Origin of the sequence: Rasiella rasia (assembly GCF_011044175.1) — a bacterium.
Classification (GTDB): Bacteria; Bacteroidota; Bacteroidia; order Flavobacteriales; family Flavobacteriaceae; genus Marinirhabdus; species Marinirhabdus rasia.
Genome location: NZ_CP049057.1, coordinates 2,537,439 through 2,560,012, shown reverse-complemented (window position 1 = coordinate 2,560,012; position 22,574 = coordinate 2,537,439). Strand labels below are relative to the sequence as shown.

Sequence of the window (22,574 nt, the reverse complement as noted above, 5' to 3'; positions counted from 1 at the left end):
TGTTAGTTATTCTGTGCGCAATGCGTCTACTGGTTTTATTCTTGTTGCTCTTACCGCTGGGAAAAGTCCTGCTAAGATTCCTGAAATAATTAAAATGACTAATGCAGTAATAATTACTGCAACATTCACCGATGGATTGGCAAAATTATCTACAGGACCACTTTGTTCTAAGGCATAATTCATAATCCAAATAAGCCCAGCGCCCCCAGCTACACCGGCCATACCACTTACCAATGTTATAATGAGAGACTCCTGTATAATTTGTCCACGTACTTGCCACGGTGTTGCCCCTAAAGCTCTTCTCACTCCAATCTCATTTGTTCTTTCTTTTACTGAAATAAGCAGAATGTTAATGACCCCAATCATGCCAGAGGCAAGTATGAGTCCCCCCACAAAAAAGCCCACAAACTTCAAAATATCGAACAGTCCTGTAATTCTTCCAAAAGCTTCGGCGCGGTCAAAATTTCCAATGGCTCGTTCATCTTCAGGATGTATGGTACGCTGCTCTCGCATAATTTCAAGAATTCTTGGTTTCAAGGATGTAATACTGTACTCATCGTAGGCAGTAATTGCCATCCAACCTACTTGATCTCCACGATTAAAAACTTGATTAAATGTGGTGAAAGGAACATAAATAGTGTTGGCTAGCTCTTCATTATTTCCATTGTTACTTGGCGCATTAAAGGTGCCAATAACCATAAAATTAACACCACTTATCTTTATGTATTCCCCAATCGGATCTTCTCCAACATCAAATAAGCTAGTTACTACACCGCTTCCTATTACTACTCCTTTTCTCCTTTCGTTTATATCTGAATAGCTAATAAATCGCCCACCAGTAATATCCATTGGCTGCTGTTTAATATATTCGGGGTAATCTCCGCTTACAGTAAATGCTCCTGTTTTTTCATTTCGTGTAACATTGTTAGCACCATTGTATCCTCCTAATTGGCCTCTTGGGGAAACATACTTTAATTCAGGCATTTTTTCTTTTAGAACGGCAACGTCTTCTACTTTAAACCGAACATACCTTCCTTTTGGCAACCCTTTATAAGGTTTTGAAGTACCCTGCCCCCACATGAATATAGAATTGGTAGCAAAATCTCCAAAATCTTTACTCACTCCATTTCTTAAACCTGTTGTTAATGCCAGCAGCACAACCAATATAAAAATACCCCAAAACACACCAAACGCAGTTAAGAGCGTTCTAAATGGATTAGCACTTAGCGCTTCTAAAATTTCGTTCCAACGATCTTTGTTAAGCATATTATTCGTCTCTTAAAGCGTCTATAGGTTTAATATGTGCTGCTCTTCTCGCCGGAATATATCCAGCTACCGCTCCAGCAACTATCAAAATAACTACGGTTGCTAATGCCGTATTAAAATCTACTTGCGGTGATTTTATAAAGTCATTGTCTACCATCGGACTTATTAACTGTAACAATCCTACTCCTGCGAAAAGGCCTATAAAGCCAGCCACAGCCGTAATAAAAATTGCTTCTTGTAGAATAAGGGCTATGATTGAGCCGGGCAATGCTCCAATTGCTTTTCTGATGCCTATTTCTTTTGTTCGTTCCTTAACAATAATGAGCATTATGTTACTTACACCTACTACACCAGCAATAATTGTAAAGATGCCTATAAACCAAAAAACGCTTCTAATAATAGCAATAAGGCTATAAATTTTCTTAGCTTCTTCAAGTGTATTGTTCACATTTACGGCACTACGGTCGTCTGGTGCTATGGTATGTCTTGCTTTAATATCTTGCTCAATATTCTCTGAAATTGCAACAGATTGCGCAACGGCTTCATCAAAATTTTCTGCCATCTTTACGGTATAAGCCAAAGAACGTACTCTATCTCCAGCAGCAAAAGCTATTTGCGCAGTAGGTAGGGGCACAAAGACGCGTCCCTCTTCTCGTTCTCCACCCGGATCTGTATAAACACCAACCACTTTGAAGTTTACCCCAAAAATCGAAATAATTTCTCCAATAGGATCTTTCCCTTTAAACAAGTCTTTTTGAATAATATACCCAATCACAGCAATTTTTCGAGACTCATCCATGTCGTCCTGACTAATAAACCTCCCTGAGGCCATGCTGGCATTTTCAATAAGCTGTTGGTCTGGATTCGCGCCTTCTAATCTATAGTTCCCTGTTTCACCTTTGTAGGTTACTTGGCTACCCCATATATTATAAATTGCTGTTTTATATTCTAGATTCGCTTCGTATTTATTGTTTATCGCTTCAAAGTCACTATTGCGCATTTGGATATACCGTCCTGGATTCAGCCCTTTATAACTTTTGGTAGTTACACGTGTCCAAACCGAAACACGATTAGTAGCATCCTGCTCAAATTGGGTTTTTACTCCTTTCTGAATGCCACTGCTAAAGCCTAATAAAATTACTAAGATAAAAATACCAGACGCCACAGACAGTCCCGTCAAGAACGTACGGAGTTTATTTTTTCCGATAGTTTCAAATATTTCTTGCCAGCGCTCTAAGTCAAACATTCTCGTAGGCTCTTTGTCGTGCTTCGGTTGCACGTATTTGGGTTACAACACTATCATCAATTATAATACCGTCTTTAAGATTTACAATGCGCTTGGTCATGTGGGCAATATCATCTTCATGTGTTACCACCAAAATGGTTTTTCCTTCGTCATTAATTTGCTGAATAAGCTCCATTACTTCGTACGAAGTTTTTGTATCTAGCGCTCCAGTAGGTTCATCTGCTAATAAAACTTTCGGATCACTAGCTAAAGCCCTTGCGATAGCCACACGCTGTTTTTGTCCACCAGACATTTCATTTGGAAGATGCCCAGCCCAATCTGCCAGCCCAACTTTTTCAAGATAATGGTGTGCCCTTTCTGTACGTTCTTTACGTTTCATGCCTTGATAATACAGAGGCATACTAACATTGTCTAAAGCAGTCTTGTAGTTTATTAAGTTAAAAGATTGAAATATAAATCCTAGAAATTCGTTTCTATACCTTGCTGCAATCTTTTCATTTAATTTCTTGATAGGCTTCCCGTCTAGATGATAGCTGCCTTCATCTGCTTCATCTAACATTCCTAAAATATTTAGAAGTGTTGACTTACCTGAGCCTGAGGAGCCCATAATAGAAACCATTTCACCTTGGGCAACGTCAAAATTAATTCCTTTTAAAACGTGCAGTGAATTACTCCCCATTTTATAAGATTTATGTAAATCTTTAATTGTTATCATCTTTCAAAATGTATGACCACAAAATAACCGCCTTTTAAAGTAGTATTCTGTGAAATATTTGTTAAGACTTTCGGGGATTTTTTTGGTTAAGTCTTATGTATAAGACTATAGGCTTGTTCAAATATTACAGTTCTAATTGTGAAGATTTTGTTAATTATTGGTGCGCCTAGATTTTTTCAATAATCTATAAATGGCATATCCAATGCCACCAACCAAAATGTAAGGTATTAGCATTAAATAAATAATGCCATTATTTATTCCTTTGGCTGCCGCTCCACTTTCTTCACTCTCCAAAACAGCTCGGCACATCGCACATTGCGCATCTACCGGTAATGTTACCCATACAAGAAGTAGCGATATTAGCAGTATTTTTTTATTCATTTTAATAATATGGGGCTATCATTACATACACAATTACCCCTGTAATTGCAACATATAACCACAAAGGGAACGTAATACGCGCTATTTTTTTATGCTTCTGAAAGTTTCCTGTTATGGCACGAACGTAAGTAACTAAAACAAATGGGATGATTGTTACAGATAAGACAATATGAGTTATCAAGATGAAATAGTAAACATATCGAATTGCGCCTTCACCACCATAAGGCGTTGCATCTGACGTCATATGGTAGGCCACATACATAATTAAAAACAGTACAGACAATACGATACAGGTTTTCATCAATAGCTCATGAATTGACCGATTACCATTTCTAACCATAATTACAGCAACAATTAACAGAAACGCGGTAAGTCCATTAATTGAGGCATAAATAGGAGGCAAGAAGCCTAATCGTTCTACTCCAGGAATACGCACCTTGAACAAAACAGCAACAGCAACAGGAATTGCTATTGATAAAATCCAAATCCAGACATTATATTTTTTTGTACTCTTTTCTGTCATAGTTATAGTAATTTTTCAATGTCTTCAATAAGCATTTGTACACCCTCATCAGAAAGCCCGTCGTAGTAAATAATAGGATTTCCATTAGCATCTATTCGAGATCTAATATTTCCATCTTTATCTATCAAGGCAAAAAATCCGGAATGCTGAAAATCGTCTTCTTCATCCATAGCTTCTGCCGCATAGAGATTAAATCCTTCATTAGAAAGTTTAAAAATCTCCTGTTTGTCTCCTGTTAAGAAATTCCAGTTTGGGTGACTAATCCCGTAAGCATCTGCGTAGGCCTTTAACACTTCTGGAGTATCGTACGTTGGGTCTATACTAAAAGATGCTATCCCAATTTTGTCTTCGCTAGGATAAGCTTCTGCAATTTTTTGCATGTTCTTATTCATAACTGGACAAATGTCTTGACAAGTACTAAAGAAAAATTCTACTACATATACTAAATCTTTATATGTGTTATTTGAAACATTTTCGCCATGTTGGTTTGTGAAGCTAAATGGAGGAACTTGTTTGTTTCCAATAAATGCCAATGTATCTTTCTTCTGAAGAGCTTTTCGCTCAAGGTTATGTCTGTCTTTGTCTACAATTTCTTTATTGTTCAGTCTATTAATGATTTTTGGAATAAAAATGATTCCAAACAGAAGAATCACGAATGAGATACCGACGTAAGAATAGTTCTTTTTTTTCATGTGTTAGATTTCTCTATTAGACGAGTATTTTTTGAGTGCCAGACGGTATTCGGCTAATACTATCTTGATGTCATCACTCATCTTATTATTAATCTCGGCATAGTCTGCCGCATTATACCCGTATAGGGTTCCGTAGTCTTCATCATCGGTACGGCCTCTTAAATTTTTTTCTTTGTCTATAATAAAGACTTTATCACTTGCGAAGTTATCATTTAGTGTTCCCGAAGTTTGTAAAGATTTGTACACATCCTCAATTGCCATTGCAGAGCCAATAGCGAATTGCCAATGCTCTGGGTTTTCAATTTCAGCTAATTTCAGTGTTACTTCTTGTGCTGCCTCTCGCTGGTCTTCAGTAATAAGTGTTACAAATTGAAATTCTTCAAACTGATGGTTCTTTTTATAAATTTTATGTGCTAGATTAAAGGCGTTTGCTTTTCTAGCATCTACGCTATTTCCGAAGAAAAGCAACACCGTAATTTTATTTTCTAGACGTATTGGCGAACCGTCGATTGCTTTAAAGGCGCTTAACTCTGACACGCCTTCACTTACTATGGGTAGTTTTACAAAATTATTAATCCCAGTGGCAAAAAACAGATATACTGAAATGGGTAATAAAAATAAAACGATGAGTACTAAATACTTTTTCATATAGTAAAAAAAAGAAGCTTGTCAGCCTTATAAAACCGTACTAACAATGTCTTTGCAAAAATACATCTCAACAAATCGCTGAACAACTTTTGCGCATAAAAAAACCCAACAAAAAGTTGGGTTTTATACTTTCTCTAAGAAGGTCTAGAAATCAAATTTTATGAAATTATTTTTATAAACTTCATAAATATAGTCTCCTTCAATTAACAAAATTAAGATTAAGTAACAAATTAAGAACACACTTGTCCACACAACAGCACGTCTCAACGAACTTTTCTCATCGCGCATGTGCATGAAGTCCCAAGTAATATAGTATGCTTTTACTAATGTTAAAATGATGAATACCCAATTAAGCAGCTTCATCGCCAAGAATCGGTTCTCGGTTAAAAACTCAGGCTTTATAATACCCAAAACTACTTCAATGATTGTTACAATAGAAAGGAAAACAAATACACCCCAGATTTTGGTGATGTTGTTTTTGAACTTAACAGTTCCTCTAAAAATTGCTAATTTATGTTCGTGTGCCATTTGTAATAAACTTTAGACTTTACGTTTTAGTTAGTCTTTAAAATTATTTTATTAAACCAGATAGAAAAAGGTAAATACGAATACCCAAACTAAATCTACGAAGTGCCAATACAGACCTACTTTTTCAACCATTTCATAACTTCCTCTACGCTCATACGTTCCAATAATCACGTTGAAAAACACTATGATATTAATAAGGACACCTGTAAATACGTGAAATCCGTGAAATCCTGTTATAAAGAAAAAGAAATCTGCAAAAAGCGGGTGACCGTATTCATTATGCTTCAGGTTTGCACCTTCTACAACCAGCTTTCCATCATTGACAATCTTGTTAATTGACGCCTCACGACTTAGCACTGTTGGCTCTCCGTTTTCATCGTAATACTGTGTGCGCACCAAAAGGTTATCATTGGCTAAGAACCCAGCTTTAACCTCTTCAAAAGAGAAGGTAGTTTGTGTTTCTTCTGCTTGATACCAAACACCATTCTTACGTTCGTGAATTTCACGAGCGCCAGGTATGTGTTGTGCAAAATCTGCAATAGCTACACGTTTACCATCTGTATCTAAGAACTGAATAATTTTACCTCCTTTAGTTTCTACAGCACCATAATCACCTTTAATAAATGTTGCCCATTCCCATGCTTGAGACCCCACAAAAATGGCTCCACCAATAATGGTAAAGAACATATACCAAATCACTTTCTTCTGCTGCATTTTATGTCCTGCATCTACGGCAAGTACCATGGTTACAGAAGAGAAAATAAGGATAAAGGTCATAAATGCAACGTAGTACATTGGCGCAGGCACCCCGTGTAAAAACGGAACGTGCGTAAACACTTCGTCGGCTATAGGCCAAGCATCAATAAATTTAAATCTTGAAAAACCGTAGGCGGCAATAAAGCCCGAGAAGGTAAGGGCATCTGAAACAATGAAAAACCACATCATCATCTTGCCATAACTGGCGTTTAGCGGTTTGTTATCTCCGCCCCAGGTTTTTCCTTCGGTTCCTGTTTTTGCAACAGTAGTGTCCATAGAAAGTATTTGGTGTTAATTTGGTGTCAAAAATACGATTAATTTTTATCTAACGAAACTTCAAGTATCAATTTATATTCATCCTAAAGTAATCTCGATTCTACAACTATATAGTCTCTAAAAAAACAAATGCAATTACTAGACTAAATAAATGAAAAGCAGCAAATAGATCCAAAGAATGTCTACAAAATGCCAAAACGTTGCCGCCAATTCGACCCCTAAGGTATTTCCGTGACTATATTTTTTTCTCGCATGCTGAACGATAACAACCAGTAAAGAAATGAGACCTGCAACAATATGTGCCAAATGTAGCAATACCACTAAATATAGAAATGAAGTGGTTATAGTGCTCTCACTACCAGTGAAGTAAAACCCAGCCTCTACAATCTGATTAAAACCAATAAATTGACAAAAAATAAACCCCAACCCTAACAGGAAGGTAGCAATTAGAAGCCCCATTCCTAGACTATGGTTTTTCTTTTGAATATTTATTTTTGCTAAATGCACAGTAAGACTGCTTATCAAAATTAAAGCTAAGCTCACGTAAAAGGCACTCGGAATCTCAAAATCTGTAAGCCAATCTGGTCGTTCCTTACTCACCACATAAGCACTTGTAAGTCCAGCAAAACTCATAGAAAGACTGATAATACCAAACCATAGCATCATCTTTTTTGCTCTTTTTACCTTTTCTTGTTCTGTAATTTCAGTAATATCTGCCATCTATCTAATAAATTTATCTGCAACATATATAATTTGCAACAAGGTAATGTAGCTAACACTTACAAGCATTAATTGACGCGCTGCCACATCTGTTTTCTTTTTGTATAATCGTACCGCGTAATAAATTAGCCAAACACCTATACCCCCTACTAAAACAGCCGAAATTGGTGTTAAGTACAACCTGCCGGTAACACCAACCGCAGGGATAAGTGAAGCCAATACTGTCCAGACACTGTAGAGTATTACTTGAATTGCCGTTCCTTTGTCTCGTCTCCCATTGGGTAGCATAAAAAATCCACCGCGCTCATAGTCGTCGTACAAAAACCACCCAATTGCCCAAAAATGTGGAAACTGCCAGAAAAATTGAATCATAAACAGCGTTCCAGGCTCGATACCAAAATCGTTTGTAGCTGCCACCCATCCTAACATAAATGGTATGGCCCCAGGAAAAGCACCAACAAATACAGAAAGCGGCGTTTTAGTTTTTAACGGCGTGTACAAACTCACATACATAAAGATAGAGATGGCACCAAACATTGCTGTTTGCGGATTAATATTGTACAACACCAAAATACCTAGCAAGGTAAGTACACTTGCCAAAATAAAAGCCGGCGTAACACCAAGACGCCCCGACGGAATAGGACGATCTTTAGTCCTGTTCATTAATGCATCGAGGTCTCTTTCAATTATTTGATTGAAAACGTTACTCGCTCCCACCATACAATACCCACCTATACAAAGCAAGAGCAATTGAAAAAAATCGATAGTTTCTACACCCAACAAATAACCAGCAACCGAAGAAAACACGACACTCACTGAAAGTCGCATTTTGGTAATTTCAGTAAAATTCCTGAAAATAGAAACGGGTGAAAAAGAAGTCTGAGTACCTGCCAAAATAGGTTTATTTTAAAACCTTGCAAAGATACGGCACCTCCCTAATTTTCACAATATAAATACCATATAGTTACCCACGCCATTGGTTTTTTTATTATTTTGAGCCCTCAAATAAATATTGTTATAATGAAATCAAATATCCTTCTATTTTTCGCACTTTTTACAGCAATCATTGCTACAGGACAAACCGACCAGGAAATAGGAAACGATCCTTCTTTGGCTAAGAAGGCAGAAGAGAAAGCCAAAAACAGACCTAAAACTATAGATGTTACCGATAATATTTTTATGCTAAAAGGCATGGGAGGTAATATTGCCGTTCATTATGGAATTGACGGTATTTTTATGATAGACACACAATTTGAGAATATTTCAGAATCAATTCTCGAAGAAATTGCACGTAAAACCGATCGTCCATTACAATTTGTATTAAACACACATGCACATGGCGACCACACCGGAGGTAACAAAAATTTCAAAAGAAAAGGCGCTACAGTTATCGCACACAAGAATGCCAGAAATACTATGCTCTCAAAACTTACCGAAGCCTTTGCAAAACAAATAGGCAAAGATTTGGAAAAGCAAATTAGTGAAGCCAAAAGCAACCCTGCTTCAGCTGAAAAAGGTAAAGCTTTAGAGCAAGATAAGGAACGATTAAAGGAACAACTTACAGAACAATTAGACATAGACTATGAACAACTACCCGCTATTTCATTTTTAGACAACATGCTCTTTCATTATAACGATGAAGACATTCAATTAATTCATCTTCCATCGGCACATACAAATGGGGATATTTTAGCCTATTTTCCGAAGAGCGATGTAATACACACGGGCGATGCTTTTGTTAACGGATTGTACCCATATATCGACACAAAGAATGGAGGTTCTTATGTTGGATATCAGGATGGACTTACAAAAATAGCTTCTATGATATCTAATAGTACGAAAGTAATCCCTGGGCACGGTAATCTAGCAAAAAAAGTTGATGTTGAAGAAACACGCACCATGATGAAACTTTATTTCACGAAGGTTTTATTTCATTATATGAAAAATAAAACAGAAGATGAGGTTGCTCAAATGAGAGACTTTACAAAGCACTATGACGACAAAGGATATGGAGATGGCTTTATTACTACTGAAGCGTTCTTGCGCAGCGTCTATAAAGCTGTAGACGAAACTAACAGAATTAAAAGAGCAAAAAATGAGGGTCGAGCTGCAAAATTAGAAGAAGCTAAGAAAAGAGCAGAAAAAATGGATAAAGGAAATCGTGACTAAAACGAATTTAGTTCTAGATTGGCATTAAAAATCATAATACCAATTAAATAAATCGGTGCGAATACCAAAATTAATCCACGTGGTCTGATTTTCAAAAGAGATATCTGTATTCTCTAGCGGCTTAAAATCTCTATAAATTACGCTTCCATAGATTTTAAGATTCGTTGCGGGATTTATTAAATATCCTGCTTGCAATTCTGTATGAAAAAAATCTGTGGTATTTCCTTGCCCTATTTCAACACCTGTATCTAGAGGTCGCAAATCTTCATCTCCATAAATGTCACCCCCGTAATAAGCTGTTTCTGCACCTGGCGTTTCAAATTCCAATCCTCTCTTTGCTATAATTACTTTAACATCACCATACCAGCGCCCTTTCTGGTACCGGGCAATGGCTATAAATTCTGAAAGATTAGCTCCGAGGGTATGTGCGAGTGATTGGTTATTATGTCCATAATTTAATACAATTGTATTGTGTGAGTACGTGTACGGTCTAATGCTGTTATACTCTCCTTGTAAATAAAGCCCTTTTACTCCAAAAGCATCATAATACTTGGCCCCAACTTGATAGCCTAGTTTATTTTTCCAACTCTTCTCTCCCCCAAAAATATCTCCAGAAGAAAATTCGTCAATAATAAGTTGGCTATAGGTATTTACTCTATCTGTAAACTTGTACTTACCTGTGAGACCAATAAGTGCGTTCCCCGTTCTAGACCCCGTAGAAAATTCTATTGCTCGATAGAAAATAACTGGATTAATGTAGTTAAAGTCAAATCCTCGATCGTTTCTATTATCCCAAATTACAGTTTCAAACAATCCAATATTTAGACGCTTGGTAATATTGTAACTTAAATAATGATTGGCAATAAATTTGGTTCTAAAGGTTCGTTCTTCTGTAGCCTCTGGTCGAACATCTCGTAAACTCATCCAAGTATTGGTATATTTCAACTTCCACACGGTGGTATTCAGCTTAAAAAAGGGATACGGACTGGCATTATCGCTTAAAAGTAGAGACCGATAGCCATCACCTAAAAATTGCTTCCCGTGACCTAACTGCACATTAAACCATTTGCTGGGAGTATAAGACACATGTCCGGTAGCTACTGGATAATCGTACGCATCTTCATTAAAGCCTTTGGCGATACCTCGTCCTGGAATAATAGCTGGATTGCCGCCATCTGCCTTTATAGATTCTGCATATCTATTGAAATAGCCAGCAAAACGTCCTTGGCTCTCATAAACCACGGCAAAAAAATTGAGCTGTTTACCAATACCTCCTTGTGCGTATACGAGTCTTGTATTGTTATAGGTATTTATTTCTGCGTCTGTATCTCTTCCAACCTGAAGGTCTACACCAGGATCTAACGTAAACCAGAAATCTTTGGTTTTAAGTTGTACCATATGCTCATTAAACAACTTTCTACCAAACCAAGAGGTCTTATTTTTTAGTAATTTTTGATTTTCGGTTTCAAAATTGTGGTATTTATTCACTTCAGAATATAGAAATGGTTTTTGAGCGGTATGGTTATTTTGTCCAACTCTATTTAAGGCAGCATCAAACATACTATACGTACGGTGCGAAAGTGGAATGTTAATCCCGCTTGTATATTCTTCGTTTTCATACGGCATTTTTTCTATCGCATCATATTCGTTTTTTAGGGTCGTAATGGTAGAATCATCTGCCGTATTTTCTTGTGTTTGTTTTGTTTCCGTAGCAGGCAATCCTGGCGCTCTTAAAGGAATAGTAATAGGCATGGTAAATTGAACATAAGCCGGCTCACCATTATACGTTGCAGGTTTTATTTTCGGAAGTGAATCGAAAACTTTTTTTGCTTCATCCTTCAATTCTTGATAAATAGCATCTGCATACAACAATTTGAAAGCACCTGTTTTATCAACTTCAAAAAAAACGGTCATAGACCCCTTGTAATCTTCGTCTGATACAACCTGAGGCACTTTAAAATTATTGAATACAAAATTTTGAAATGTGCTTGTAAAACATCCTTCTAAATCGTCGATGGCAACATCTTCACATTCAGAAAACACAGGATATTTTTCGAAACTATTGGCAGTATTTTGTGCATGTAGGTTAAAGAAAGCAAACAAAACCAAAAAGAAAGGAAGGGTCTTCATTGAGCAGAGGTCTTAATTTTATCGAAAGATACGGTTTTTTGAAATGCCCAAAAAAGAAACCCGCTCCTTGAGCGGGTTTTTGTTGATTTAATTGTTCACCTGAAAACTAATAGGTACAGCATAGGTAACATTTACGGCGGTGGCTCCTTGTTTTCCTGGTTTCATTATAGGCAAACCTGAAATTACACGACGTGCTTCGTCTTCTAGTTTTTTGTCTGCAGCTCTCGCTTTAATATCAACTATAGCTCCTTGCGCGTCTATTGTAAATACGGTATAAATACTCTGAATACTCCCAGGCTCAAAATAATCAAATTTACCTGAATCGAACTTTCTACTAATAAACGCTCGAATCTTAGAAGACATACAGCTTATTTTCGCATCGTTCCCGTCAGCACGTTCGCACCCCGGAAAAACAGGAACAAATTCTACCCCTAAAATATTTTTTGTAGCTACCTTGTTTGTGCCATTCTCATCTCCAGATTGTACTGGCACTTTTATAGCAGTATCTCCTTCAGCAATTGTTTTTCCTTCTAACACTGGTGCAGAATCGTCCACTTTTGTAAAAGTGTGAGATACAGCTGTAGTTACCTTAATCGGTTCTCGCTTAACCACCTTTTTTGGTTTCTCTTCTGGTTTTACGGCTTCTTCCTTTTTAACAACGTAGGTAATTGTAGGCGGGGTTTCCCAAATGGCGTTATCTTTAGCGACCGCAACTTGCTGTTTCAAACCTATTTCTAGTTCCATAACAAAAAACATTGCCAATAGACTAACAATTAGTCCGATTTGGAAAAAGATTTTCGAATTCCAACGAATGTTAATTTGCTTTTTTGCTTCTCTCTTACTTGGTACTTTTGTAGTGGTACCACACACATTACTTGATGGTTTCATATTTATATATTTAGAAGTTATACTCTATATGAAACAAGTGTTGTGCCAAAAAAAAATCCCGCTTCAATTGAAGCGGGATTTGATAGTATATAAGTACTATTCTAATTCTCTACTTGGAACAAGATTGGTAGTGCATAAATTACACCTACGGCTTTTCCACGTTGTTTACCAGGGGTCATTTTAGGTAATGACTTAACAACATTTACTGCTTCAGCTTCTAATTTTGGGTGTGGCGCTCGTGCACGTACATTCACAACATTTCCAGATCTATCTATTTTAAACTGAACCGAAATACGCTGTCTTCCATCTAACCCTAAATCATTAGCTAAATCTGTATTAAATTTTTTCTGAACAAATTTTTGAATTTTCTCAGACATACATTTTTTCTTAGCTTCATTGTTCCCAGCGCTTTCGCATCCTGGATACACCGGTACATTTTCAATTACCGCAAAAGGTACATCTTCAATTACTTCTTCAATTACTTCTTCAATTTCTTCAATTTCGGCAATCTCCTCTTCTTGATTCGTTTCAGTAGACTCGATAATTTGTTCTTCAACATCTTCTTCATCTTCTACTACCTCAATAACTTCTGGAGCTGGTGGCGGTGGCGGTGGCGGTGGTGGCGGTGTTAACTGCTGCGTGATAGGGATATCCTCATCCAAATCATCACCAACATTTAATTGGTCTGCTGCCAAATTATCGTTGTCGTATGTTTTCCACTCAATCGCTTGCCATGCTACAAATAACATAAAAGCCAGACCAAACAGTAAGAAGATTGAACTCCACTGTTTCATATCTGCTTTCGGATTTTTTTTCAGTTCCATAATATGAAGTATTTAATTAGTGCTAATGTAAAGAAAATATAGGTTTCTATAAAACGAATTTTCAAATTTGATTTTTTAAATAGGACTTAGACTTATAAAACAAAACAACACCTAGCAAAATACCGATGCTGTTGGCTACTAAATCCCATACATCTGCATGTCTTAAAACAACCAAACGCTCTTGTACTACTTCAATTACTATGCCATAGATAAAACATCCTATCAACACCCAATACAACTGCTTCATCTTAATTATATCACCCTGTTTTCGAAATACAGATAAAATGACCAAGAAAACCAAACCAGCATGTGTTGCTATGTGCACTAATTTATCTAATGGAAGTCCGGTAGAAGGAATATCCTTTCCAGGAAATAAAAAGGCAATTGTAATAAGAACCGCGTAGACCGCGGTAATAGAAAATAGGGTTTTAGGCCCCAATAATTTCTTTATAGGCTGCATCATCTAAAAGGTCATCAATTTCGGAAAGATCAGACATTTTAATTTTAACCATCCAGCCATCACCATAAGGGTCTGAATTAACCTTTTCTGGCTCACTTTCTAACGAGTCATTGAACGCTATTATCTCTCCCGAAAGAGGTAAAAATAGATCAGAAACTGTTTTTACGGCTTCTACCGTACCAAAAACTTCTTCTCGGTCTAGAGTTTCGTCTAAAGTTTCAACTTCTACATAGACAATGTCGCCTAATTCGCCTTGTGCAAAATCTGTAATCCCTACAGTAGCAATATCTCCATCTATACTTACCCACTCATGGTCTTTTGTATATTTTAGGTTGGAAGGTACACTCATGATAATTCTTAATTATAAGTATTTATTAATGTTTTTTTAGTTTCCGAAGTTATATCGCAACGTGAATCCTGAACGAATCGTTGTCTGCGGAAAAGCAGTTGAGATTGCATACTCAGAGAATGTATAGTCAAAATAGAACAATGCGGTTAGATTTTTACTTAAGGCATAATCTGTTAAGAAATTAAGTCCGTAAATAGTCTGTCCCGCCGTAGTTTGGTTATTATTAATGTCTAAATATCTAATAATGGTCTTGTTATCTCTCCTAGACACATCCAGCTTGAAATTTAAGTCACTTTTAAGCACCTTTTTCTTCCCACCGAAGTTGGTTGCAATTCTAAGATCTTTTACTCGATACCCTAGCCCTAAGACCACTTCGTTTCCTTTAATTTCAGTTAAAAGATTGTTGGCAAAACTTAGTGACAATGCGCGATCCTTTCTTAATTCGGCTAGTATCTTAACCGAATTTTTCATTTCAAAATCGATACGAATTAAAGGTGAGAACTGTTCGGTTAAATTTACATTCGTTAACAACGTTCTGCTCTTAAAGTCACCTGCCTGATCTGTAGCTGTAGGGTTATTAACGTCGAAATCTAAATTTGTTTGAAATTGGTTAACCGTATAGTTGGCTCTGTATCCATGCTGCACAGAGAATCGCTTAAAGCGCTTTTTAAACCAATCTAAATTCATTAAGCCAGTGTACTTCACGTCCCAGTTAGGTAATGGAATATCTCTTAAAATTCCAGTTTTTTCTTTTGAAGCATCACTTCCTTTGTAGGCCGAGAGGAATGCTGGTAACAATACATCTTGACTATTCGGGCCAAAACCTTCTGGGTAGCCCGTTTCTGGATCTACAGGGAAATTAGACGTACCATAAAACTCGGTAGCCAATCGTCGTGCAACTATCAATCTATTTCCGCGGAAATCGTTAAAGGCATCAGAACTAGTCTCGTCGCTTTTAGCAAATGCTGTTTTAATTAATAATGTTGAAATATTAAAGTTTCCGAAGGTATTTGGCGTTAACGAACGATAGATATCATTTTCTATAATGTAATTTTCAGCGTAGTTTTCAGAATAAACACGACTTCCGTTAAGGTCAATTTTTAAGTCTTCAAAAGGCTCAAGATTAATCTGAGCATCTAATTGTTTACTCTCTACTTCTGTATATTGCTCGTTAAATTCTGGATAAAGCGTTAACCAACCCATACGTGCAGCTCTTTCTCTAATCTCTGCTTGACTACCAAATGTAAATCCAGCAGATGGCTTTAACGTTCCTATAAAACCAATAGACGGCGTATAACCTGGTAAGAAAATACCCTGATTTTCTTGATAATTTAACTGTATCTTTTTTATAGATGTTGCCAAACCAATTAAGGTGTTAGCCGCTTTTGCTCCTGCACTTAAACCTGAACCTCCAGAACCTTGCGCACCGTTAGCACCGCCACCGCCATTTCTGTTGTTTGCTAAACCTCCTAAGGCACTTCCACTTGCGCCATCTGAAGATTTACTGTCTCCGTCGCCACCTTTACTGCCACCATCGCCGCCTTTACTACCCTTACCGCCAGCACCAGAATTGCCACCGCCAAGATTGTTACCTCTGCCACCGCTGTTTCCGGCTGCGGTAGATTTCTTAATTTTGGTGAGACCTATATAACGATAGAAGTTATTCATGTCTAAAGACGAGTTAATTCTATGTGTTTGTGCATTTTGAATAGAGTTACCAAGGTTATAAGTGTTTACGGTACCGTCTGACAACGGAATTTCAATACTATTAAACAAGTCACTCCCATCTTGCCACTGGAAATCACCTGTGTAAGAATATGTTGCACGAATAAATTTCAAGAATGGAAACTTATCAAACGGCAAGTCGTAATTTACTTGCAGGGATTGAAAATGCTGATTCGGGTCTCCTACATCAAAGAAGCCGTCCCACACACCAATACTATTATCTGCAAAACCATCGTCGTCTATATAATTAGTTACAATTCTATTATTTGAAGTGTTAAAATTAAATCGTAACGAATTGGTTAAATTATAATTTATAGTGTACTGCCAATCGAACAAGAAATTACGCTGGTACAAGGTTGGCAATCCGATATTGCCAGGTAATAAATTAAGTTCTCTAAATTTCTGCTCATTGTATTGACGTGTAATATTAGAGCTTACCGTTACGCTTGTTGGCAGGTAATTAATATTTAAGTCTTTTAAGAATTGCCAATATTTACTTCTAAAGAGCGAATCATTCTTCTTAAATGGTTCAAAAGGCTTTTGATTAAAACTGTAATTATAGGTTCCGCCTAAGCGAACATTTTGTTCTAAGGCATCTTCAATCTCGAAATCGTGATGGTCTTCTTGGTTGTATGAAGCTGAGAACGTAAAGTTTTCGATGTCGTAAATCTGAGGTTTTCCATCACCTGTTCTATCTTTTCGAACCCCAATTAAATTTACGCTTTGTCTTTTCGTATACTCTACAGATTGCTCTTTAATTCTATCTCTTTCGGCTGCATCTTCCGTATTATCTAATCGTGCATCTAGTTCTATATCTTGAAACTCCGGATCAAATTGTGGTGTAATTAACTCTTCACCTCTACCATAATTAAACGGTAATTGCACGCCCCATTTTGGTGGCAGCATTTGTCCTAAATTTAAATTAGTAACAACATCATACTGTTGTAAATCTTCACGACTTCTTTCATTAGGCCCTTGTTCTATAGACCCAAAACCAACGGTACTTCTTCTTCCTGTAGCGCTAATGGTAGCAAAGTCTGCAAGATTTGCATCTAAGTTTGCAACGGCTGCCCAACCTCCCTGATTTTTCAATTCTGAAAGGCGTAATTCATTAAACCATGCTTCTCCACAAATCTCTTGTCCAGAGTTGTTTTTTAAACCAAGCATAATGATACGAACATTTCCGAAGCTAGGATTCCCTTTTATACCTATTTGAAGTTCGTTTTCAGAATCAAGCGTACTCGCATCTAATTCAGACTGCGCAAAGAACGTTGTTTCCGTAGGGTCAAAATTAGGATCTCCTAACACACGTGTTTTAAGTTCTTGTAAAAGACTTAATGGCAAACGCAATCTGTTTTCTATAGGCCAAATTGCTTCTGCAGATGTGCTCCCAAACGAGGTTGGATTCAGCGGAATTTGAATTTCATAGAAGTTTTGCGTTAAATCATTTCCTAATCGCACAAACGCCACCATGTCTCCGTCTGAAAGCGGCGACTGATTCTCTAGTGATTCGGCATGAATAAACATCTCAAGATTTTCATACTGACGCATGTCTATATTGAAATTTTTATAAACCCCACGACCATCTTGGTTTTCAAGGCCACAAACACGTAATGCCAATGATTGCTCATTCTGGCGAATTAGGTTGTTGTTGTTATTTAATTCTTCACGAAACACTCCTGGAGGCAGCACATAAGGTATAGGAGAACGCTGGTCATTCTCTTCAATATTTACCGCTTCGTTTTCGAAAACAGTGTCGTCCATTTCTGGATCTTCTCCTGTAATATCTAAAGTCTCTGTAAATCTTCTATAATCGCCTCGTACTAATTCTAATGTTCCGAAACGAAGTACTGTATTCTGGCTAAATTGAGACATGTACATACGCATAAAACGTATAGATCTAAAATCTGAAATACCATTTATTGCCTCATCTGGCTGGCTAATTGGCACTTTAAACTGAACCCAACGCACTGGTATTGTATTATTGTCTTGCGTAGTTACGTCAATTTCTCGAACGTCGGTAATAAAATCTTGTTCCCCTCCATTTAGGCTTGTGTTGTTTTCTACGCTCATTCCTCTATAAATAGGAACTCTATATTCGTAATAACTATCTACCGTGTTCATGGTATTATCACGGTTAATATCTTCTACATCTGGTTCTGCGGTATTTCCTCGATTGGTATTTGTAACCTCCTCTGGTGAGTTCCCCTCGGTACCATTGTACATTAAATATCGTTCTAGGATATTTCCTTCCGCTTGCAAGAAATATTGGTAGTTATCACCAGCAGGATCGGGTAAACCTGCAAAACTTGGAAACATAGCCCCTTCTGTGGCATCTTCAATTCCATCGTATCCAATATCCTGATTAATTCTCTCTTGTCCTGTAGTATCAAATGTATAGACTAAAGATTGATTGGTTGGTACTTTACCCCAAGCTGTTGCGGTAGTATTTGCCACACCACCATCGTTTGGCAGTCCGTTTTCATACTGCTTACGACCATCTTTTAGAATATCTTCTGAAATATTACCTAAATTGAAAGTTACGAAACCTTGATCTGCTATACTTTCATCATGAACATAGGGGTCCATTACCCAAAACTGAATAAACTCTACATTAGATCGTTCAAAATCTGTAGTTGTAAGTTGGCGCATAATTCCACCAAATCTTGTCTCCGGATTAGGCAGCGTATTAGTTCCAGCAGCTTCAGGGTTAAAGTTATACTGTCCACGTCGACTTGGATAATAAGCCATGTCTAATGAGAAAATCGCTTGTGTTTGTCCTTGAATTAAATCCTGATTAGGGAAAATTTCATCTCTAAAGATTCTTCTCGTAAATGGTGACGACAAGTCCTCGTCGTCTATCCCTTCTGGTCTCTGACTACTATAAAAAACAGGGTCAATTGTGTACCAGTTTAATCCAGCTCTGTTGTAGTTATACTGAAGATTTCCATTAGCAAATTCACCACCAAAACCTACAGGTGTACTAGAAAGTGTCCAAGTTAATGCAGAACTCACATCAATTCCTGTTTGAGAGGCCTCAAAATCGTCTACGTACGAAGTTGCTTTCCCATCAAAATCTGAAACTTTAGGAGCCCCAGGCATTAGATAAGCAAATTCTCCTCGAAGCGACACATTTGAAACCACATCGGTATCTATGTTTGGCAGTTTATTCACCAATCTCGTTAAAAAAGGAACTTCGGTAGAATAATTTGCATTGAACCCGAAAATAGTATTATTTATAGGCTCGGTATTAAACGACGATTTCTGCGTTAGCGGGCGTTCATTTAAGTTTAAATAAGTAGCTCCAATCTGAAATTTATCATTAAACTTATGCTCTACGTTTAAACCAGTAAAGCGTTTTGTTTGTTGCCCGAAAAGGGTATTGTTTTCAGTAGTAATATTAATTGGAACATTAGAGTTTTGAAGTGCCGGATCTATAATTTGTACACGTCCTAATTGATAATTTACGGTATAATCTACACCTTCAACAAGTGTTCTACCACCAGCTGTTACGGTAACAGAACCCTGAGGAATATTAAATGCTCCAATTGGAATTCCATCTGCACCTGTAGATTTATAGCTACCCTTTAATTGGAATTTATTCTTATCGCTATCCTGCTGTTCTGCCTGAGTTTTGGTAGTTGAATACAGCTTACTAAATACATACTTATTCTGGTTAGCGTTATAGGTTTGTTCATTATAATAGTCTCCTGGTCCTTGATCATCATTATCTAACTTATCAAATAAGTAAGAACCAAAAGGCTCTACTGACGTAAAGATGATATTACCATTTTGGGTATCTACAGTTATTCCAGGTAGGAAATCGAAGAAACCATCACCGCCTTGTTGCGGGTCACCATTAAAGTTTACCCTATCTAAATTAAACACACGCAGTAGTACTGTATCTTCTACATCTTCTGGCAGTGCGGTTGCAGGAAATTCAGGCGTACCAGGTGCTGCAGTTATATAATTTAATGGAGATGGGTCTGTATATAAGATATTAAGTCTGAAATCTTCTTGTTCTAGCTGAAAAGCGCCCAAAGGATAGATGTTTTTCATCATTAAATCCCAAATTGGCTCTTCAACATTTGTGATGTTACTTTTTAATAGTTTTACTACTAAGTTTTGTGGTAAACCTCCTGAAATACCAGGGTCATTAGGGTCTGTTGTTCCGCCTGGATTTGGATCACCTCCTAATGGCGGTTCTCCAGTTTCACCAGTTGCGTTTACACCATCATTAGAAAATTCACCAACCTGATATACACGTCCGTTTACAGTGAACTGATACGCAACAGCTAAAACCTCGTCATTGCTTAATCGTTGATTCAACGAAATATATCCTAACTGATTGTTTATTCTAAACTCGCTAGAATTAAGTCTTCGCGCATTTTCTAGGGTTACATAGTCTGTACCATCATTCACAGGAACACCGCTAAATCCTTGACCAACAGATGCCACATCTCGAATTTCTTCAGTTAAAATACTTTGCACAGAGGGGTCGTCAATACCAAACGGGTTAAAATCATTATTTCCATTATCTGGAAATGCATTCCTAGATTTATTTACAAAACCACCAGGGATAATACCTAAGCCAATATTAGATGGATCAGATTCACCTAAATCTTGAAGTGCAACAATATTTCTAACATTGTCCGTATTTGCAGCACGGTTGGTTATCCAAACCTCAGAACGTGTAATCTGCACATTAGAGTTAATAAATGGATATTGACGTAAAATTCTATCGTAATTATCTCTAAAATAGTGCCCTAAGAAAAAGTGACGGTTTTCGTCGTATTCAAGTGCAAAAAGCTCAAAATCTGTGATGGTGGCTCCTCCTTCTGCGGTTACATTTCTCGTTTCAGATTTTTGTTCAGAAAATACCCCTGTAATGGTTGTTTTACCGAATTGCAATTGTGCTTTTACTCCAAAAAGACTTTGTGCTCCCTGAATTAAAGAGCTATTTAGCGGCATACTAACATTACCAACTTCAATTTTTTGAATAATATCATCTTCGGTTGGTGTGTACTCAAGTTTAATCTGGTTCTGAAAGTTGAAGGTTGATTGCGTATCGTAATTTGCATTTACCGTTAAACGCTCACCTACTTTACCTAACAAACTCAAACTAATTCTTTGGTCAAAATCGAATGAAAGGTTGCTTCGGTTTCTAGGAGAAAAGGCCGGATTGTCTTGCTTTGTATATAACAAACCAAGGTCCATTTCTACAGTACCTTGAGGAATTACTTCAATTGTGTTTCCACCAAAGATAGTTTCGAAGAAATTAGAATTCACATAAAATGTTGGCAGTAAATTTTTCTGAGCCTCTTCAGACCCTTCTTTTCTACCATCTGCTGCATCAATCTTTTCCTTAAAATATGCCTTCATCTGCTCCTGCAGAATTAGATCTTGATACTCTTGTGGCGTTAAGATTATAGGATATGTAAGATTAATGTTTCCTAGAGTTTGCGTGTAAACATAACGATCCATAATAGGATCATAGGTGTACAAATCTTGAATACTAGGTGGATTGGGCAAATCCATTCTACCCATAACCGACCCTGTTGCGGTACTATCTTGTCCAGAGGCTGTTGAAATTCCCCCAAATACAACACTTAAAATAAATAAAAACCCGCATAGGTTTTTTGTGAAATCGTAATTTTTTGCGCCCAAAGTTTATAAATTTTTTAAAGCTAATTTTATAATCGTTTCTACACTCGCCCCTGAGTTTTCTTGCGCTATTTTATCACAAACCTTTTCAGCTTGCTTACGCGCGAAACCTAGTGTCTCCAAAGCAGATAACGCTTCATTTTTGTTCGTATTGCTCGATACGCCAGAAATAGTAGACATACCGTATACTTTCAAAATTTTATCTTTCAAATCTAAAATAACACGTTGTGCCGTTTTAGCCCCAATACCCTTAACAGATTGAATAGTTGCTACGCCCTCATTGACAATAGCATCCTTCACCTGATCTGGCGCTAGCGAAGACAACATAGTTCTTGCCGTACTAGCTCCAACACCCGAAACAGAAATTAATAATTTAAAAACTTCCCGTTCTTCAACACCCGCAAATCCATACAAGGTGTGCGAGTCTTCTTTAACCAATAAATACGTGTAAAGTTTTACACTTTCAGCAGTGGGTAATTGTGAAAATGTATGTAATGAAATATGAACCAAATAGCCCACTCCATTGCACTCTATGACTACTTCTGTCGGATTTTTTTCTACAAGCCTGCCTTGCAAATGGGTAATCATAAATGTTAACGTAAGGTTAAAGCCCC

General features: G+C 37.2%; 19 protein-coding genes. 1 reads left to right on the top strand and 18 read right to left on the bottom strand.

From position 1 onward, the window contains the following. Nucleotides 1–6: 6 nt before the first annotated feature. From G5B37_RS11495 to cyoE, 11 genes are all read right to left on the bottom strand, one after another. Nucleotides 7–1,266, bottom strand: a complete 1,260-nt coding sequence (locus G5B37_RS11495; protein ID WP_164680171.1) for an ABC transporter permease — start codon at nucleotides 1,264–1,266, stop codon at nucleotides 7–9. A 1-nt stretch (nucleotide 1,267) separates the two neighbouring features. After that, a complete protein-coding gene (locus G5B37_RS11490) occupies nucleotides 1,268–2,512 on the bottom strand; it encodes an ABC transporter permease (RefSeq protein ID WP_164680941.1) in 1,245 nt (414 codons plus the stop codon). Then, nucleotides 2,505–3,227, bottom strand: coding sequence for an ABC transporter ATP-binding protein (locus G5B37_RS11485; protein WP_164680170.1), 723 nt, complete (start codon nucleotides 3,225–3,227; stop codon nucleotides 2,505–2,507). Before G5B37_RS11485 ends, G5B37_RS11490 begins: the two co-directional genes overlap by 8 nt. A 150-nt stretch (nucleotides 3,228–3,377) precedes the next feature. Continuing rightward, nucleotides 3,378–3,608 carry a hypothetical protein gene (locus G5B37_RS11480; protein ID WP_164680169.1) on the bottom strand — a complete coding sequence of 77 codons (231 nt, stop codon included), beginning with the start codon at nucleotides 3,606–3,608 and terminating at the stop codon, nucleotides 3,378–3,380. 1 nt (nucleotide 3,609) lies between these two features. After that, the gene (locus tag G5B37_RS11475) at nucleotides 3,610–4,131 is read right to left on the bottom strand and encodes a DUF420 domain-containing protein (protein WP_164680168.1); all 522 of its coding nucleotides are present in this window, start codon (nucleotides 4,129–4,131) and stop codon (nucleotides 3,610–3,612) included. A 2-nt stretch (nucleotides 4,132–4,133) separates the two neighbouring features. Then, nucleotides 4,134–4,823 (bottom strand): SCO family protein, encoded by a 690-nt coding sequence (locus G5B37_RS11470; protein ID WP_164680167.1) that lies wholly within the window; start codon nucleotides 4,821–4,823, stop codon nucleotides 4,134–4,136. Between the two features lie 3 nt (nucleotides 4,824–4,826). Then, a complete protein-coding gene (locus G5B37_RS11465) occupies nucleotides 4,827–5,471 on the bottom strand; it encodes a hypothetical protein (protein ID WP_164680166.1) in 645 nt (214 codons plus the stop codon). 144 nt (nucleotides 5,472–5,615) lie between these two features. Beyond that, the gene (locus G5B37_RS11460; protein ID WP_164680165.1) at nucleotides 5,616–5,999 is read right to left on the bottom strand and encodes a cytochrome C oxidase subunit IV family protein; all 384 of its coding nucleotides are present in this window, start codon (nucleotides 5,997–5,999) and stop codon (nucleotides 5,616–5,618) included. 51 nt (nucleotides 6,000–6,050) lie between these two features. Continuing rightward, on the bottom strand, nucleotides 6,051–7,031 hold the full coding sequence (locus tag G5B37_RS11455) for a cytochrome c oxidase subunit 3 (protein ID WP_164680164.1): 981 nt from the start codon (nucleotides 7,029–7,031) through the stop codon (nucleotides 6,051–6,053). Nucleotides 7,032–7,169: 138 nt separating this feature from the next. Then, nucleotides 7,170–7,751, bottom strand: coding sequence for a cytochrome c oxidase subunit 3 (locus tag G5B37_RS11450; RefSeq protein ID WP_164680163.1), 582 nt, complete (start codon nucleotides 7,749–7,751; stop codon nucleotides 7,170–7,172). Continuing rightward, complete coding sequence (gene cyoE, locus G5B37_RS11445) at nucleotides 7,752–8,645, bottom strand: heme o synthase (RefSeq protein ID WP_164680162.1); 894 nt, start codon at nucleotides 8,643–8,645, stop codon at nucleotides 7,752–7,754. It abuts the gene before it with no gap. 126 nt (nucleotides 8,646–8,771) lie between these two features. Here cyoE and G5B37_RS11440 point away from each other — a divergent pair, with 126 nt between their 5' ends. After that, nucleotides 8,772–9,920, top strand: coding sequence for an MBL fold metallo-hydrolase (locus tag G5B37_RS11440; protein ID WP_164680161.1), 1,149 nt, complete (start codon nucleotides 8,772–8,774; stop codon nucleotides 9,918–9,920). A gap of 24 nt (nucleotides 9,921–9,944) precedes the next feature. Here the strand turns inward: G5B37_RS11440 and G5B37_RS11435 are convergent, their stop codons facing one another. The 7 genes from G5B37_RS11435 to ruvA all read right to left on the bottom strand — a co-directional run bounded on the left by G5B37_RS11435 (nucleotide 9,945) and on the right by ruvA (nucleotide 22,548). Next, on the bottom strand, nucleotides 9,945–12,050 hold the full coding sequence (locus G5B37_RS11435; RefSeq protein WP_164680160.1) for a gliding motility protein RemB: 2,106 nt from the start codon (nucleotides 12,048–12,050) through the stop codon (nucleotides 9,945–9,947). A gap of 87 nt (nucleotides 12,051–12,137) precedes the next feature. Then, a complete protein-coding gene (locus G5B37_RS11430; protein ID WP_164680159.1) occupies nucleotides 12,138–12,938 on the bottom strand; it encodes an energy transducer TonB in 801 nt (266 codons plus the stop codon). A gap of 101 nt (nucleotides 12,939–13,039) precedes the next feature. Continuing rightward, the gene (locus G5B37_RS11425; RefSeq protein WP_164680158.1) at nucleotides 13,040–13,762 is read right to left on the bottom strand and encodes an energy transducer TonB; all 723 of its coding nucleotides are present in this window, start codon (nucleotides 13,760–13,762) and stop codon (nucleotides 13,040–13,042) included. Nucleotides 13,763–13,823: 61 nt separating this feature from the next. Further along, complete coding sequence (locus tag G5B37_RS11420) at nucleotides 13,824–14,225, bottom strand: VanZ family protein (RefSeq protein ID WP_164680157.1); 402 nt, start codon at nucleotides 14,223–14,225, stop codon at nucleotides 13,824–13,826. After that, on the bottom strand, nucleotides 14,191–14,571 hold the full coding sequence (gene gcvH, locus G5B37_RS11415) for a glycine cleavage system protein GcvH (RefSeq protein ID WP_164680156.1): 381 nt from the start codon (nucleotides 14,569–14,571) through the stop codon (nucleotides 14,191–14,193). The genes G5B37_RS11420 and gcvH overlap by 35 nt, the downstream gene beginning before the upstream one ends. A 36-nt stretch (nucleotides 14,572–14,607) precedes the next feature. Further along, complete coding sequence (sov, locus tag G5B37_RS11410) at nucleotides 14,608–21,912, bottom strand: T9SS outer membrane translocon Sov/SprA (RefSeq protein WP_450088440.1); 7,305 nt, start codon at nucleotides 21,910–21,912, stop codon at nucleotides 14,608–14,610. A gap of 54 nt (nucleotides 21,913–21,966) precedes the next feature. Then, nucleotides 21,967–22,548 (bottom strand): Holliday junction branch migration protein RuvA, encoded by a 582-nt coding sequence (gene ruvA, locus G5B37_RS11405; RefSeq protein WP_164680155.1) that lies wholly within the window; start codon nucleotides 22,546–22,548, stop codon nucleotides 21,967–21,969. Nucleotides 22,549–22,574: the final 26 nt, after the last annotated feature.